Source organism: Bacillus sp. FJAT-18017, assembly GCF_001278805.1.
Classification (GTDB): Bacteria; Bacillota; Bacilli; order Bacillales; family Cytobacillaceae; genus Bacillus_D.
Genome location: NZ_CP012602.1, coordinates 2,405,633 through 2,422,038 on the forward strand (window position 1 = coordinate 2,405,633; position 16,406 = coordinate 2,422,038).

General features: G+C 42.9%; 15 protein-coding genes. 14 read left to right on the forward strand and 1 reads right to left on the reverse strand.

Translation table 11 applies throughout. The features are described from left to right. Positions 1-6: 6 nt before the first annotated feature. From ssuC to AM500_RS26090, 14 genes are all read left to right on the forward strand, one after another. Positions 7-771 carry an aliphatic sulfonate ABC transporter permease SsuC gene (gene ssuC / locus AM500_RS11185; RefSeq protein ID WP_053599275.1) on the forward strand — a complete coding sequence of 255 codons (765 nt, stop codon included), beginning with the start codon at positions 7-9 and terminating at the stop codon, positions 769-771. A gap of 29 nt (positions 772-800) precedes the next feature. Further along, positions 801-1,556, forward strand: a complete 756-nt coding sequence (locus AM500_RS11190) for an ATP-binding cassette domain-containing protein (RefSeq protein WP_053601703.1) — start codon at positions 801-803, stop codon at positions 1,554-1,556. Between the two features lie 141 nt (positions 1,557-1,697). Further along, a complete protein-coding gene (locus AM500_RS11195) occupies positions 1,698-1,883 on the forward strand; it encodes a hypothetical protein (protein ID WP_043933774.1) in 186 nt (61 codons plus the stop codon). A 146-nt stretch (positions 1,884-2,029) separates the two neighbouring features. Further along, positions 2,030-2,299 carry a hypothetical protein gene (locus tag AM500_RS11200; protein WP_053599276.1) on the forward strand — a complete coding sequence of 90 codons (270 nt, stop codon included), beginning with the start codon at positions 2,030-2,032 and terminating at the stop codon, positions 2,297-2,299. 598 nt (positions 2,300-2,897) lie between these two features. Further along, complete coding sequence (locus AM500_RS11205; RefSeq protein WP_053599277.1) at positions 2,898-3,407, forward strand: mismatch-specific DNA-glycosylase; 510 nt, start codon at positions 2,898-2,900, stop codon at positions 3,405-3,407. A 208-nt stretch (positions 3,408-3,615) separates the two neighbouring features. Further along, on the forward strand, positions 3,616-4,053 hold the full coding sequence (locus tag AM500_RS11210) for a peptidylprolyl isomerase (RefSeq protein WP_053599278.1): 438 nt from the start codon (positions 3,616-3,618) through the stop codon (positions 4,051-4,053). Positions 4,054-4,158: 105 nt separating this feature from the next. Next, positions 4,159-4,911 (forward strand): exodeoxyribonuclease III, encoded by a 753-nt coding sequence (locus AM500_RS11215; RefSeq protein ID WP_053599279.1) that lies wholly within the window; start codon positions 4,159-4,161, stop codon positions 4,909-4,911. An 87-nt stretch (positions 4,912-4,998) separates the two neighbouring features. Continuing rightward, positions 4,999-6,396 carry an FAD-binding domain-containing protein gene (locus AM500_RS11220; protein ID WP_082347203.1) on the forward strand — a complete coding sequence of 466 codons (1,398 nt, stop codon included), beginning with the start codon at positions 4,999-5,001 and terminating at the stop codon, positions 6,394-6,396. A 339-nt stretch (positions 6,397-6,735) separates the two neighbouring features. After that, positions 6,736-7,359 carry a transcriptional regulator CcpN gene (locus AM500_RS11225; protein WP_053599281.1) on the forward strand — a complete coding sequence of 208 codons (624 nt, stop codon included), beginning with the start codon at positions 6,736-6,738 and terminating at the stop codon, positions 7,357-7,359. 23 nt (positions 7,360-7,382) lie between these two features. Beyond that, positions 7,383-8,204, forward strand: a complete 822-nt coding sequence (locus AM500_RS11230) for a pyruvate, water dikinase regulatory protein (protein ID WP_043933781.1) — start codon at positions 7,383-7,385, stop codon at positions 8,202-8,204. Next, complete coding sequence (ppdK, locus tag AM500_RS11235; protein ID WP_053599282.1) at positions 8,201-10,870, forward strand: pyruvate, phosphate dikinase; 2,670 nt, start codon at positions 8,201-8,203, stop codon at positions 10,868-10,870. Before AM500_RS11230 ends, ppdK begins: the two co-directional genes overlap by 4 nt. Before the next feature lie 354 nt (positions 10,871-11,224). After that, a complete protein-coding gene (locus AM500_RS11240) occupies positions 11,225-11,902 on the forward strand; it encodes a TerC family protein (RefSeq protein ID WP_053599283.1) in 678 nt (225 codons plus the stop codon). A gap of 493 nt (positions 11,903-12,395) precedes the next feature. After that, positions 12,396-15,008 (forward strand): helicase-related protein, encoded by a 2,613-nt coding sequence (locus AM500_RS11245; protein WP_053599284.1) that lies wholly within the window; start codon positions 12,396-12,398, stop codon positions 15,006-15,008. Between the two features lie 68 nt (positions 15,009-15,076). Next, positions 15,077-15,199, forward strand: coding sequence for a putative holin-like toxin (locus AM500_RS26090; protein WP_231505660.1), 123 nt, complete (start codon positions 15,077-15,079; stop codon positions 15,197-15,199). Positions 15,200-15,417: 218 nt separating this feature from the next. Here the strand turns inward: AM500_RS26090 and AM500_RS11250 are convergent, their stop codons facing one another. Continuing rightward, positions 15,418-16,251 (reverse strand): superoxide dismutase, encoded by an 834-nt coding sequence (locus AM500_RS11250; protein WP_156319922.1) that lies wholly within the window; start codon positions 16,249-16,251, stop codon positions 15,418-15,420. Positions 16,252-16,406 lie beyond the last annotated feature (155 nt).

Consider the following 16,406-nt stretch of genomic DNA (forward strand, 5'->3'; position numbering starts at 1 on the left):
ATTCCTATGAGGAATGTGTCTAAACGATTTATTAATCAAACCGTCCCCTGGGTATTCCCGTTGCTCCTGCTAATTGTCTGGCAGGTATTATCATCGAAAGGCTTGATTCCATCACGGATACTCCCTGCCCCTACTTCTGTTTTTAAAGCGGGTATAGAGCTTTTTGAATCTGGAGAACTGACAAATCACATTTCTGTAAGCCTTGGCAGGGCAGTGATAGGTTTTTTAATCGGAGGAACCATTGGTTTTTTCCTAGGACTTTTCAACGGTATTTTTAGGATGTCCGAACTTCTGTTTGATACATCCATACAAATGCTAAGGACGATCCCTCACCTTGCGATGATACCGCTCGTAATTTTATGGTTTGGGATAGATGAATCCTCAAAAATATTTTTAGTTTCACTTGGTGTCCTTTTCCCAGTGTACATCAATACTTATCATGGAATAAAATCAGTCGATAAAGGTCTGATTGAAATGGGAAAGGCTTACGGGCTTAAGGGGATATCCTTATTTTCAGCCATTATCTTTCCAGGCGCCCTCTCCTCCATCCTCGTAGGAATCAGGTTTTCACTGGGCGTTATGTGGCTGACCCTTATCGTCGCTGAAACTATTTCCGCCCATTCGGGGATTGGATATATGGCTATGAATGCCAGGGAGTTTTATCAAATGGATGTAATTGTTTTAAGTATTGTAATCTATGCCCTGTTTGGGAAATTGTCTGATGTAATAGCACGAACACTTGAGGAAAAATGGCTAAAGTGGAATGCTTAGGCTTACCGTTAAAGGGGTGTTAGGAAGTGATATATGGAAAAATACCTTATGTCAGCATACAGGCTGTCCAGAAATCGTATGGAAATAGGATTGTCCTGGATGGAATAAGCCTTGATGCGCAACAGGGTGAGTTTATTTCAATAGTAGGAAAAAGCGGCTGTGGAAAAAGTACCTTACTCAGGCTTGTCGCTGGACTTGAAAATGCAGATAAAGGATCTATTATTATCAAAGGAAAGAGGCTGGAGGGTCTGAATCATCAAGCAAGAATCATGTTCCAGGATGGAAGGCTGCTTCCTTGGAAAAATGTGCTCGATAATATAGGAATAGGGTTATCTGGCAATTGGAAAATGAAAGCTATTGATGCATTGCGAAATGTCGGACTTGAGGAAAGACAAAGCGACTGGCCATCGAGATTATCAGGAGGACAAAAGCAGCGGGTTGCTCTTGCGAGGGCGCTTGTTCATGAACCCGATATTCTTCTCCTGGATGAGCCATTGGGAGCTTTAGATGCGCTAACCAGGCTGGAAATGCAGGATTTAATTGAGGGGCTGTGGAAGGAAAAGAATTTCACTTCAATTCTCGTAACACATGATGTGGAGGAAGCTGTAGCTATTTCTGACAGAGTTATTCTAATCGAGTCAGGAAAAATTGTCATGAACAGATTAATTGATCTTCCCCGGCCAAGGCAGCGTACACAAAAAGCCTTCCAAACACATGTTGAAGACATACTTAGAAGAATCCTGGAACCAGCCAACGAAGGTGAACTAAAACTTGTTAGCAAATAGGGGAAACGTTTGGCGGTACATTGTACCGTCTTTGTTTTTTTCTTGTTCTTAAAATCAAGGAAGTTTATACTAAGGGAGATGATAGAATGAAGATAACTAATTGCTATCAAGTGCTAGCAAAGTGATAAAGGAGAAAAACATATGGCGGGAGAGCGGATTCAACTCAATGTAAGAATTACAAAGGAAACTTCGGACAAGCTTGACGAAATCGTTGAATATTATCAAGAAAACCTTAAACTTGGCCGAATTTATAAAGGTGATGTTTTGACTGATATTATTGAAAAGTCCTTTGAGGTAATGAATAAGCAAAAAAGCAGACAGCGATAGAACAAATTATTCCTCGTGTTTTGGCCCCATTAATTAAAAATAGAACCTTAAATGGCAATTATGAAGCAGTATGATTTGATTCCTACGGCAGGATAATAAAAAAGGAATCTTTTCTGATTCCAAATCGCCGGAAGGAAGTGTAGCGAATGAATTTCCGTATGATCGGTTCGCTCTTAAGCAACATTGCAAGCGGAAGACAGAACAAAAAGGTGTTCTGGGCTTCCCTTATTGGCCTGGGAATGAGTACTGCCGCCATGGGATTAAGAAGGACTCGTTTCCGTAACGTACTCCCTAAAATCCAGCATACGGCCCAACGGTACCTTCCAGCTTCAAGGGGCAATATCGCAATGGCCGAATTTTCATCGGAGCTATTTGAAGGCAATACTTCCAGCCAACAGAAAAACCGGAAGCATTAAGCATCAAGGCCGCATTTATTGCGGCTTTTTGCCTGAATTCAAAAAAGCTTATGTAAACCAATCAATAGTATTTGCTATACTAATTCAGGAAGCCCGGTTAAAGCCTAGTCAATCTTTTGACCCGGACCCGGAGGCTGATTTGGCTTCTTACTTTACCCAGTTGTGGTCTCATGAAAGGTAAAAAACCCTAAAAGTTGTGTCTAATTGGTAAAATTCCCTTTGCCGAAACACTGAAACACCAACAGTACCGCTTGTTGATTACATTTCAGCTGTTGAAAAAGACTGAAACGTTGCCAATAAGGCTTATTGGTTACATTTTGCCTTGTGAGAAACACTAAAACATTACCAATACTTCTTATTGGTAACATTTAGAGTATAGAAAATGGATGAAATGTCGCCAATGCAACTTTTATTTAATAGATCTTCTATCGTAAAGATTTTTCTACTGTTGATTAATCCTGCCAGGTATGACTAGTATAAAAGCTAAAACCTCAGTGTCTAAATGCCCGATCTGATCTCGGAGGATGCTTACTGATCTACAGATAGGGTAAAATTATACATACAGTTTGTGAATGAATTTTAAAAGTGTGGTGGGAAGTTGGTACAGGATCATATTAGAAAAAATCTCGACATCTTATTCGTTGGCTTTAATCCGAGCCTTCTTTCTGGAGAAACGGGGCATCATTTTGCAAGTCCGAATAACCGGTTTTGGAAAATCCTCTTTGAAGCTGGAATTACCCCAAGAAAATACAGTCCCAAAGAAGATGTTCTTTTGCCTGAATTAGGACTCGGCATAACAAATATTGTCGCTAGGCCGACTAAGGCAGCTGATGAAATTACCAGGGAGGAATATATAGAAGGCAGGGAAATTCTGAGGGAAAAAATCCGGGTTAATCATCCTCGGATTGTGTGTTATGTAGGGAAGGGCGTTTATCAGGAATTCAGCAGGAAGAAGAGTCTGCCATGGGGAGTGCAAGAAGAAAGTGTTGTCCCAGGAACAATTGATTTTGTAGCTCCGTCATCAAGCGGCCTGGTCAGGATGAAAATGAGTGAGATCGTTGAGATTTATAAAGAATTGCCTGCTTTGAGAGAGCAATATAAAAAATAAAAATGGCGCCCAGCTAGTGAGCGCCAGCCCCTTCCGTCCGAACTGGTTAAGTGTCCCGCAACAAGCGATGTTCGGAATGGGCAATTTCATTGTAGCATCTCTATGCATTTTTTCAAAGTGGATTAACAAATTTTAGGTTCGTATCATTTCATTCTTTTTAAAAGAAATGATATAGTATGGTGTATCCGAATAATAAGGAGTTGTAAAAATGTCAAAAAAAGGCGTAATTACTATGCAAAACGGTGAAAAGATTGAGTTTGATCTTTTCCCGAATGAAGCACCTGGGACAGTCGAAAACTTTGAAACACTTGCAAATAAAGGTTTTTATAATGGCTTGACTTTTCACCGGGTGATCCCTGGTTTCGTTAGCCAAGGTGGCGACCCTAATGGAAATGGTACTGGGGGACCAGGTTATACGATTAAATGTGAAACCGAAGGAAATCCACACCGCCACGTTGCAGGATCGTTCTCTATGGCTCACGCAGGCCGGGATACAGGCGGCAGCCAATTCTTTATCGTCCATGAACCACAGCCGCATCTTGACGGAGTACATACAGTTTTCGGACAAGTGACTTCCGGTCTTGAAACAGTAAAAGCCATGAAGAATGGCGATGTTATGGAAAAAGTAGAAGTTTTCGAAGCATAAGGTACTATACAATGACCGGGCTTGCCGCTATATCGGCAGGCCCCTTTTTGTCATAGCAGAAATGTTACAAAGTCGTTTGCGCTTTTCTAAAAGGGGGAGTCAAAGTTGAAATTGGTTTCATGGAATGTAAATGGTATTAGAGCTTGTGTTAATAAAGGATTTCTGGAATATTTCAGGGAGGTGGATGCTGATATTTTTTGCCTCCAGGAAACAAAATGCCAGGAGGGCCAAATTGCGCTGGAGCTTGAGGGATATCATCAATACTGGAACTATGCCGAGAAGAAAGGCTATTCCGGGACTGCCGTTTTTACAAAACAAAAGCCTTTAAATGTCCGTTATGGACTTGGTGATGATGAGAGTGAGCCTGAAGGACGAATCATCACTTTAGAATTTGAAGATTTCTTTCTCGTTAACGTGTACACCCCGAACTCCCAGCGTGACCTGGCCAGGCTGCCGTTCCGCCTCGAATGGGAGGATCGCATAAAAGCCCATCTCCTTGCACTTAATGCTATAAAACCTGTAGTCAAGTGCGGAGATTTAAATGTTGCCCATTCCGAAATTGACCTTAGGAATCCAAAAACAAATATCGGGAATTCCGGCTTTACGCCTGAAGAACGTGGGAAGATGTCCAGCCTGCTTGAGGCGGGCTTTATTGACAGCTTCCGTTATTTTTATCCTGAAGAAGAAGGAGCTTACACCTGGTGGTCGTATATGAGCAAGGTCAGAGAAAGAAATATTGGGTGGCGTATTGACTACTTCCTAGTCTCCAAAGATTTTGAGCATAGGCTGAAGGATGCGAAAATCGATTGCTATATAATGGGAAGCGACCATTGTCCGATTATATTAGAGTTAACTTAGCGGATTAGTAGGCTGTGTTTATAGATCTTAGAAAAATTGATTGATACTCAGTAGGCATGAAGGTAAAAAACCTTTAGGGAGGGGAGAATGATGAATATAGTCTGGCTTAGAAAGGATTTACGGCTCACGGACAATCTTTTGTTTGCCATGGCGTCAAAAAGAGGAGAAACACTCCCCCTTTATATTATTGAGCCGTCTGTCTGGGGTAGCGGACCCCTGTCTGCAAGGCACTGTTCTTTTCTCATAGAGAGCCTTGATGACCTTTCACTGAAGCTGGAAGAAATCGGCGGGCGAATGTTCGTTGCAATAGGTGAAGCAGAAGAGGTTTTCCAGCTCCTCTTGGATACTTATGGATCTTACACCGTGTGGCTGTATAACGACTCAAAGCTGCATCACCTCTTTGAATGGTTTAAGGAAAAACAAATCGACATCAAAATTCCGATTTCAGTCCCGGGTGAACTCTACAAAGCGACCTCTAAAAAAGGGTGGATATCTATTATCGGTACGCTAACTGAGCATGCCCCGCCGGAAAAATTATACTTGCCTCAGGAAATTCCAGATTGGCTGCTAGAAAGCACTGCCAGGTTTCGGTCTTTTCCCATCAAAGGGGAACCTCTCCGATTTGGACAATCGGGAGGAGAAACGAATGCATTTGAGACACTAAATTCGTTTATTGATGAAAGAATAAGAAAGTATAGTGAAGGCAAAAGTAATCCCTTAAAAGCATCTCTCTACTCAAGTGGTTTATCCGCATACTTATCCTGGGGTAATGTTTCTTTGAAAACAGTAGTTCTAAGAACACTTGAGGCATTGCCCGCAGCTACAGAATCGGAGGTTAAAGAATATCAATTCTTCTTGGACAAGCTGTACAAGCGGTTCCTTCTGGTTGAAAAGGAAACATCTGTAGTTCAATTCGAGGATACACTTTTAAAAGAGAGAAGGAAGTTGGACCAAGCCACTTTGAATAAAATCTTTGACGGCAAGGCGGGAATCCCGATTATTGACGCTTCTATGCTTTGCCTGATGAAATCCGGATGGCTCCCTGAAGGTTTGAGGAGGCTATTGGTATCGTTCCTATGCAATACGCTGCTGCTTGAGCCACAAATAGTTAAAGAGAAGCTGGCAGGACTTATGCTGGATTATGAGCCTGCCATATACGATTCTCTATTTCAGGATTGTCTTGCCTTGCCAGGAAAGGTAAAGGCAAAAATCCTCGATCCTGTAAGGGAAGGGAAAAAAATTGACCCAGAGGGCCAGTTTATCGCGAGGTATGTTCCTCAGCTTGGAAACCTGCCTACACGTTACATTCATGAACCGTGGCAGTATCCCGGCTTTTATACTATTGGTTATAATGTGCCAATCGTAGATTGCAATAAGGCTTCCAGGAAAATGAAATCTTTGATTTTCGAAATCGAAAAAGCTGCAGGTGTGGTAAAACCGAATAAAATGGTAAATGATTCAGAGCAACTCACATTGGATATTTAATTTCAGCATATATGTTTTCTGCAAAACAAGGCCTTTACAGAGTAGGCCTTGTTTTTATATTGGCTGTGTTAGAAGTAGTAGTTATTTAACAAAGCATACACTAAAGAATTGCCTCAATACCCTACATTTCTTCTCCGGAAATCCCCAAAAACAGTAAATTAATCATGTGAAAAAACCTATAAGTCTACTTTTTTACTAATTAGACACAAATAAGTGTGTTTTATTATTCCCTTTTTTCGTTTAATGTAATATACTAATCAAGAATTGTTGTAACACATTTAACTTTGTTTTAAAAAAAACACATTTATTTCAGCGCCAAAGGAGGGAGTTTTTATTAAACTGTCCAAACGGCAGAAGGATATCATCGAAATTGTTAAGAATTCAGGGCCTATCACTGGCAAGCAAATTGCTGACAAGCTTTCATTGTCCCGTGCAGCTCTAAGGCCGGACCTTGCTATTCTTACAATGGCAGGAAACCTGGAAGCACGCCCGAGGGTTGGCTATTTTCTTAACAGTGAAACACCAGACAGTGGGGTAATTCGAAAACAAATTTCCCAAAAGGTATCGGATTATAAGGCACATCCAATTGTGATTCAAAAATCGGCCTCGGTCTATGACGCAATCGTCCAGCTGTTCCTGGAGGATGTGGGGACTTTATACGTTGTGGATGAAGATAATCATTTAACGGGTGTCATTTCCAGAAAGGACTTGCTGAGAGCTTCAATTGGAAATCGGAGCCCGGAAGAATTGCCTGTAAGCATTATCATGACGAGGATGCCCAATGTTGTCACCATACAACCGGACGAAACCTTAATTGAAGCCGCAAGAAAAATGATTACCTATCAAATTGACTCCCTTCCTGTTGTAAAAGTATCTGATGTTGATATAGCTACATATACGGTAATTGGAAGGATTACAAAAACCACCATAACAAAAGCATTCCTGGAACTGTCCGGGCAATAAAAACGCAAGGAGTGAGCGCAAATTTGGCAGAAAAGGAAGCGGTATATGTCATTTCCGACTCGGTAGGTGAAACAGCTGAGTTCGTTGTAAAGGCGGTAGCAACCCAATTCAATGGCGGATACGTCGACATTCGAAGACATTCTTATGTTGAAGACTTCGAGGACCTGGAGGACGTCATCATGCTTGCCAAAAAGGGGAATTCAATCATAGCCTACACACTTGTCATCGAGAACATGAAAGATTATCTCGACAAGAGAGCCGCAGAAGAAGGTATCATGGCAATTGATTTGTTGAACCCACTCATGGAGGCTTTTACTAAAAAGTTTAACAAGGAGCCCCAGCATCAGCCAAGGCTAATGAGAAAGCTTGATGATGATTACTTCCGCAAGGTGGAAGCAATCGAATTCGCTGTTAAATACGATGATGGCCGTGACTCAAGGGGAATATCAAAGGCTGATATTGTATTAATTGGTGTTTCAAGAACATCCAAAACACCGTTATCGATGTATCTGGCTCATCATAGATACAAAGTCGCAAATGTACCGCTAGTCCCGGAAGTACCACCGCCAGATGAAATTTACAGCTTGCCAAAGGGGAAGTGTGTTGGGTTAATCATTACCCCCGACAAGCTGAATTCGATAAGGAAAGAACGCCTGAAGGCACTTGGGCTGACTTCCTCGGCCAATTATGCAAGCTTTGAGAGAATTCTGGAGGAGCTTGATTACGCTGAACGGATCATGAAGCGGGTAGGCTGCCCAATCATCAATGTTTCCAATAAAGCGATAGAGGAAACTGCAAGCCTGATTATTGATGTCTTGAAAAAAGAGAGGAGCACGAGACGATGACAAAGTATGTTTTTCAGTTCGATGAAGGAAATAGCCAGATGAAGGACCTGCTGGGCGGAAAGGGTGCAAACCTGGCTGAAATGACCAACATTAGCCTTCCGGTACCATTTGGTTTTACTATCTCCACAGAAGCGTGTAATGCCTATTACAAAGCGGGTGAGGCTATTCCAGCAGAAGTAACCTCGCAGGTACTGGAAGCACTCCAAAGTCTTGAATCTAAAATGGGGAAAAAACTTGGCGACCCTGCTAATCCGCTGCTTGTCTCGGTCCGTTCCGGGTCGGTCTTTTCCATGCCAGGCATGATGGATACAATCCTTAACCTGGGCCTGAATGCTGAAACAGCTGAAGGTATGGCGAGGCTTACCAATAATCCACGATTTGTATATGATTCATATAGAAGATTCATTCAAATGTTCAGCGATGTAGTCCTTGAAGTAGATGTGTTTTTCTTTGAACAATTTCTTGAGGAAGTAAGGGAGAGCAAAGGCTATTCTTCAGATCCCGAGATGAAGGCGGAAGATTGGCTCGAAGTCATCGAGGGCTATAAGGCAATTGTCCAAAAACATACGAGGAAGCCTTTCCCTGAAGATCCAAGGGAGCAGCTATTCCTTTCAATCAACGCTGTTTTCAATTCATGGAACAACCAGAGGGCAATTGTATACAGGCGCCTGAATAAAATCCCTGACCATTTGGGGACAGCTGTAAATATTCAAAGTATGGTTTTCGGCAATATGGGCGATGACTCCGGAACTGGGGTGGCATTTACCAGAAACCCTTCCACAGGTGAAGCGACCCTTTATGGCGAATATCTTATTAATGCCCAGGGTGAAGATGTGGTGGCGGGAATTCGTACGCCTTTGCCAATCTCTACCTTAAAAGAGGAAATGCCTGATGTATACAGGCAGTTTGCCGACACATGTGAAAAGCTTGAAAAGCATTACCAGGATATGCAGGATATTGAATTCACTGTAGAACGCGGCAAGCTGTATATTCTTCAGACGAGGACTGGAAAAAGGACAGCCCAGGCAGCCATCCGAACTGCGGTCGAGATGGTTGAAGAAGGCCTTATTACAAAGCAGGAAGCCATTCTTCGTGTAGACCCTGACCAATTGAACCAGCTTTTGCACAGAAGGATTGATGATAAATTCGAACGTATCCGTCTGGCCAAGGGATTGCCTGCTTCTCCGGGGGCAGCGACTGGTATAGTTGTTTTTGATGCTGATGAGGCAGAAAGCTATGCGAAGGAAGGAAAGAAACCGATCCTGGTCCGGCCTGAAACAACTCCGGACGATATCCACGGCATCATTGCAGCCGAAGCTGTAGTAACGAGCCGTGGAGGCATGACGAGCCATGCCGCCGTTGTTGCCCGTGGTATGGGCAAGGCTTGTATATGTGGGTGCGAAGCTATGAAAATTGACCTAAGGGAAAAGAAGTTCTATGTCGGCGATACGGTTGTCAATCATAGGGATATCATTACAATTGACGGCGGAACTGGTGAAATTATGCTTGGGGAAATCCCGATGATCGAACCAGAGCTCTCAGATGAGTTTCAGCTGCTGCTTGCATGGGCTGACCAGGAAAGGGAAATTGGAGTCAGGGCAAATGCAGATAATCCTGTAGATGCGAGAAAAGCACTTGAATTTGGAGCGGGCGGAATTGGATTATGCCGGACTGAGCATATGTTTATGGATCCGGAAAGGCATCCGATTGTTCGGGAAATGATTCTTGCCGATGATTACGAGGATCGCATCTCTGCCCTTGAGAAGCTTCTTCCAATGCAGCAGAGTGATTTTGAGGGGATTTTTGAAGTGATGAAAGATCTCCCAGTAACAATTAGGCTGCTTGACCCTCCACTTCATGAATTCCTTCCTGATAAGGAAGAATTATTAGTGGAGATAACCAAACTTCAAATCCTCAATCCAGAAGCGCCTGAACTAAAGGAAAAGGAACTTCTATTGAAAAAGGTACGCCAGCTCGATGAATTTAATCCAATGCTTGGCCACAGGGGCTGCCGTCTTGGTATGATCCATCCTGAAATTTACTCAATGCAGGCAAAAGCAATCTTTTATGCTGCAGCACAGGTTGCTGAAAAGGGCATTGAAGTTAAGCCGGAAATCATGATCCCGCTAGTGGGGCATATAAATGAGCTTAAAGAAATGCGGAAACTTGTCATCGAAGCGGCAGAACAAATCCAGCAGGAAACAGGCAGGGATTTTGATTACACCATCGGAACAATGATTGAGATCCCAAGGGCTGCCCTTACCGCCGATGAAATTGCTCAGGAAGCCGACTTCTTCTCGTTTGGTACGAATGACCTTACCCAAACGACATTTGGTTACAGCCGTGATGATGCAGAAGGTAAGTTCCTCCAGGCATATATTGAGCAGAAAGTGCTTCCGGAAAATCCTTTCGCTGTGCTGGACCAGGATGGTGTCGGCAAGCTTGTTGAGATGGGTGTAAAGCTTGGCCGTACTGCAAAGCCAACGCTTAAAACCGGGATTTGCGGCGAACATGGCGGCGAAAAGAATTCAATTGATTTCTGTTATAGAACGGGCCTGGACTATGTGAGCTGCTCTCCATTCCGAGTGCCTTTGGCTAGGCTGGCAGCTGCCCAGGCTACCATTCGCCATGGTAAAACCAACAAAGCTGCCGTTGTCAATGTATAAAATGTGACAAAATCTTTTTGCTTGAATTTTTCGGAAAGATAGTATACTATTTTTCTATCTTAGGATGAGCATAAAGGGGAGTAGCTTTTACAGCAAAGTCGTCAGTTCGAGGTATATGCCTCCGGCTTTGTTGGCAACAGTAATGTTGTTAGCAAGACCTTTACCTGTCAAAGGGTAAGGGTCTTTTTTGTGGAAAAAAAGGGCCCGAGCCACTGGCGGGGCCCTTTTCTTTTGGGCAAAAAAAGTACCGGTTTAGCGGGGGAACCTAAGGGAACATTAATACCATGTTCATCTCTCATTATGCGGTACAATTGATTTTTTTAATGGCTGCAAGGCACTAAAGGAGGAACTTGAGTGGAAATTTTATCAATGGAATTTTTGACAGCACTGTTGTCAATCATCATGATTGACTTGGTGCTTGCAGGTGACAATGCAATTGTCATCGGGCTTGCGGCAAGGAATTTGCCTAAGCATCAGCAAAAGAAAGTTATTATCTGGGGTACTGTCGGTGCAATTGCTATCCGAGCCCTAGCAACTGTAATCGTGGTATGGCTTCTGCAAATCCCGGGCCTTCTTGTTATTGGCGGCGTCCTTCTAATCTGGATCGCCTACAAGCTGCTCGTTGAAGAAAAAGGCCATGACGTTCAGGCTGGCGAAAGCTTCTGGGCGGCAATTCGAACTATCATCATTGCGGACGCATTGATGGGTCTGGATAACGTCCTTGCAGTCGCGGGTGCGGCGCATGGAAATTACCTGCTCGTCATTCTCGGATTGCTTATTTCAGTTCCGATTGTCGTTTACGGAAGCACGCTTATCCTAAAATGGGTTGACAGATTCCCAATCATTATTACGATTGGTGCTGCGATTCTTGCATGGACAGCTTCAAAGATGATTGTTGACGAACCTTTCCTTGCAGACTTCTTTGTAAATCCTGTTATTAAATATGGATTTGAGCTGCTTGTTGTCGTAGCTGTTGTAGCTGCTGGAACGATGAAAAAGAACAAAAACGAGAAGGTGCACGAGGCATCCTAATAGGTGTGTTGGCGGGGACTGGATTTTAATCCAGTCCTTTTTCGTCGTTATAGGAATTATAAGATTTACGATTGTTATTGAGCTTGTCTGCGTCTATAAGAGTTTAACTAGATTCCGGAAGCGCATGCATTTATTGATTGAAGCGGAAGGCACGAAGACTTGTTCGAAATGCAAAAACCGCATTTCTCCTACGATGTCTTTTCGAGGAAGGTTATTCAGCGTCCTAAAGGGAGTAAGGGTCTAAAAGAATTATCGGTCCAGTAAAAAATTTATCGGTTTAGGAAAAAATTTATCGGTCTAATTAGAATTTTATGGGTCCAGGATAAATTTTATCGGTCCAACCGGTGGGAGACGGGACAGAAGCAAAGCGACGAGGAGGCTACCACAAAGAAGATTCCCCGAAATCGTTTGAACGAAATGACGCTCATTCGCTCATTATTCCCTAACTGGGGTAAACTAAGTAAAAAGCAAAATTTAAAAAGGAGTTACCCTCATGCAGGAAATCGTCGATGCTTATAAATTGGCAGTCGAACAAACTAAAAAGAAAATTAAAGAAGATATAAGCAAATACCTTGAAACGAAGGAAGCTCTGCCGCCTTTTAATCAATATGCTGAAGATCGTATGCATTATTTAGAACAGCTCTGGGTGAATGTCTGGCTGAACAAGGCGACAAATAGCGTTTCCAAAAAAGCCAAGAAGGAATTCCTCGCTGAAAAAGGGTTTGACACCGAGGGAGTGGACAGGAAGCTAATTAATCGCCTTTTCAGAACAGAAATACGTGAATTTTCACCCTTTGATGTCAATGGGTGGGTGGACTCTGAAATTGGAAAAGCACCAGAGAAGTGGCAAAAAATGTATGACCGGGCCAGGAAGAATTATAAGGAAAGGCTAGAAGCTGAAAAAGTGCAACAGCAGCGTGAAAAAAATACACGAAGTATCGTCGAACACGCTGAAGCAGTTTTTCATGACCATGAGATGCTGCTTTACCTGCTAACAAGACATATGGTATCGCAAGAGCTTAAGAAAGATATGGCTCAGGGGAAAAAATATAAAAGAATTGATAGTTTTAGGCTTGAGGAAAAGTTAACCGAAATTGGTCCGTTCTCTGTATATGATTATTTACATGTGTATGAATTTTTTGATGAATTTACTGGTGATATTCATAAAACAAACGACCGCGGCAGGTATTATTTTGAATACGAAACCTACTATTATCCGTACGAGAGGCTAATAGGCAGTTTTTTGCTGAGGGAATCAGCTAAATTAATTTCGGAAAGTCTCCCTGGCGAATTGGCCGGATTTTTTGTTGGCGGAGATGAAAGACCTCAAAATGGAAATTATGCTTCATTCCTCATTGCCGAAATGGCAGAGGATCTTTCTAGGGATTTCTTAGAACGGATTGCGGATGAATACATGGACGATTTGATAAACCTGTCTGACATTCCATTTGATCCGGAAAAACACCTGGCTATCTATGAACAGAACTTGGAGGAAGCCAAGAAAAGGCAGGCAGAAGAAGAAGCTAAGGCTGAGAGACAGGCTGCAGAGGAACAGAGGATGCTTGATGAGGTATTTGGTGTTGAATACCGTATATCAAGTGTCCGAAATGTAAACTATGTTCTTCATATTGGAGAAACCAATACCGGCAAGACCCATCATGCGCTAACAAGCATGATGGCGGCATCGAGCGGCCTATATTTGGCACCGCTCCGTCTGCTAGCTCTCGAGGTTTATGACAGGCTGAATTCACAGGGGGTACCGTGTTCACTCAAAACAGGTGAGGAAGAGAAACTTGAACCGAATGCCAATCATATTGCCTGTACGGTTGAGATGTTCCATGAAAAAGATTTTTATGAAGTGGTGGTTATCGATGAGGCACAAATGGTAGCAGACCGGGACAGGGGATTTTCCTGGTATAAGGCTATCACAAAGGCGAATGCACGTGAGGTCCACATCATTGGCAGCAGGAATATTAAAGAAATGGTGCTTCATCTGCTTGGGAATGCGGACTACGAGATGATTGAATATACCAGGGACATTCCGCTTCAAGTTGAGGATAAAGAATTTTCCCTGAGGAACACAAGGAAGGGAGATGCGCTTGTTTGTTTTTCCAGAAAACAAGTCCTTTCAACTGCTGCCGCCCTTCAAGGTAATGGCCATAAGGTTAGTATGATATATGGCAGTATGCCTCCAGAGACTAGAAAGAAACAAATGCAAAGATTCATCGACGGGGAAACTGCGGTAATTGTCGCTACGGATGCAATTGGCATGGGCCTTAACTTGCCGATTCGCAGGATTGTATTTTTGGAAAATGAAAAATTTGATGGCACATCCAGACGCAGGCTTACTTCACAGGAAATTAAACAGATTGCCGGGCGGGCAGGGAGAAAAGGGATCTATAATACCGGCAAAGTCGCATTCGTGTCAGATATACAAAGGATGAAAAGGCTGCTGGAAGCTGAGGATAAGCCAGTCAATGTTTTCGCAATTGCACCAACAAACGCAGTCTTTGAGCGATTTCAACGATACAGCCGTAACCTTGGCGATTTCTTTGAGCTTTGGGAAAAATACCAGAGCCCGCCTGGGACGAAAAAGGCAGAACTGGCCGAAGAGCGCAGCCGCTATGAGCTAATTGAAGGAACCTTTCTTGAATCAAAGTTTCCTATGATGGAGCTTTATGGCTTTCTCCATTTGCCTTTCTCGGCAAAGGAACCGCAGCTTACCGAACAATGGCTTCAGACTATGGAAGCAATTGCTACTGGAAGGGAGCTTCCTGAACCTCCGATAAAACGACGCAATCTGGAGGATATGGAGCTGACATATAAGGCAATCGGCCTTCATTTGTTATTTTTATATAAGCTTGGAATGAGGACAGAAGCTATTTATTGGGAAAGAATGCGTGAGCAAGTTAGCGATGGAGTCCATGAAGAACTGAATGATGTAGGAAAAAGTATTCAAAAAAAATGTAAGATCTGCGGCAAGCCTCTTCCAGCGGATTTCCCATATGGAATATGCAATGAATGCCACTCACATCAAAAGAACAGGAAATACGGGGGAAGAAAGTTTGGGAAAATGCGAAGAAGTACAAGGAGAAAACCTCAATAAATGCGAACTTATGTTCGTAATTTAGTGGGTTATATGGTATAATTAACATAATCGGTGGTTCAAAAAGGGTGGGACAAGCACTCCCGGTGAAAGGGGGTGATGCTTATATGACGGTCTTTCAAGGTTTGATGCTAGCCATTTCTTTTGCAAGCCTGATTGTTGCTGTAATTGCAGCTGCCCATAAAAAATAACCCACCCTTCAGCCGGCAAGCGATAAAGGCGGGTTAATTGACTTTAAATCCGATTCCACAACCGGGAACCATCGATGGGGCTGTGCATGCTGTAACCATGCATGGCCTTCTTATTTTTATTTCTTCTTTAGTTCATTATACCTGAAATTCTTAAAAAAGAAAATATCGTTGCCTTTAGGAAACCAAAAAGGAAGTATGTTAATAATGTAATTTGAATATTATCGTTTTACCTCATTGTATCTCCTAGTGACAGCAGGCCAATTGACGACATTCCACCAATTATCCACGTATTTACCGCGATTGTTTTCGTATTGAAGGTAATAAGCATGTTCCCAAACATCAAGTGGCAGAAGTGGAATGACATCCCATTGGCTGAGGTTTTGATGCTTTTCTGCCTGAAGGATTTCGAAGCGCCTTGCCCTTGGCGACCAAACAAGGATTGCCCAGCCTGAGCCTTCCACTTTTTTTGCTGCTTCACTAAAATGTGCTTTAAACTTATCGAAACTGCCAAATGCACGGTTTATTTCATTTAAAAGCTCACCCTGGGGCCTCCCTCCAGCATTTGGTGCCATCGTTTCCCAAAAGAGTGTATGCAAATAATGTCCCGCTCCATTGAAAGCTGCTTCCCTTTCCCAGTGCTTCAATAAAGTAAAATCGTTGGTTTCCCTCGCTCTCGCCATTTCAGATTCAGCCTTATTTAAGCCGTCTACGTAAGCTTGATGGTGCTGAGTATGATGGAGCAGCATGATCCGCCTGTTAATATACGGTTCGAGTGCCCCGTATTCGTATGGAAGCGGTGGAAGCACATGTCTGCCTATCGGTATTTGCCGGGCAAGACCTCCTCCTGTATGTTGTTCTTCAACCTGCAGCCATTTTTCATAAAGAACATTTGCCTTATTTTCGGCATCCAGTGCATATTCAGGTGATTGTTCACTTCTCTGTTCAAGGCTGCTCTCTAATTCTTCCAAAAAAAGGTCCAGTGAACGAGTAAAATCAGGCAATGTACCAGGTGCGGACCTATCCTGCAGTAAAGCCGTTGAATGTACTTTCATTCCCAAAGCCCAATTCTTAAGTTCGTTAATGTAATGAATTGCATCTGTTCGCACTACCATCCCTCCCTATTCATCCTGCCAACATAAATAGTATGTTTGAATCCAGTATTTAGCACTTTTATTTTTTACTGTCTCAGTTGAACTAAATAGTTTTA

Coding starts and splice junctions, on each gene's coding strand:
- AM500_RS11210 (WP_053599278.1), top strand. CDS start 3,616: ATGTCAAAAAAAGGCGTAATTACTATGCAAAACGGTGAAAAGATTGAG.
- AM500_RS11220 (WP_082347203.1), top strand. CDS start 4,999: ATGATGAATATAGTCTGGCTTAGAAAGGATTTACGGCTCACGGACAAT.
- AM500_RS11195 (WP_043933774.1), top strand. CDS start 1,698: ATGGCGGGAGAGCGGATTCAACTCAATGTAAGAATTACAAAGGAAACT.
- ssuC (WP_053599275.1), top strand. CDS start 7: ATGAGGAATGTGTCTAAACGATTTATTAATCAAACCGTCCCCTGGGTA.
- AM500_RS11200 (WP_053599276.1), top strand. CDS start 2,030: ATGAATTTCCGTATGATCGGTTCGCTCTTAAGCAACATTGCAAGCGGA.
- AM500_RS11250 (WP_156319922.1), bottom strand. CDS start 16,251: ATGAAAGTACATTCAACGGCTTTACTGCAGGATAGGTCCGCACCTGGT.
- ppdK (WP_053599282.1), top strand. CDS start 8,201: ATGACAAAGTATGTTTTTCAGTTCGATGAAGGAAATAGCCAGATGAAG.
- AM500_RS11245 (WP_053599284.1), top strand. CDS start 12,396: ATGCAGGAAATCGTCGATGCTTATAAATTGGCAGTCGAACAAACTAAA.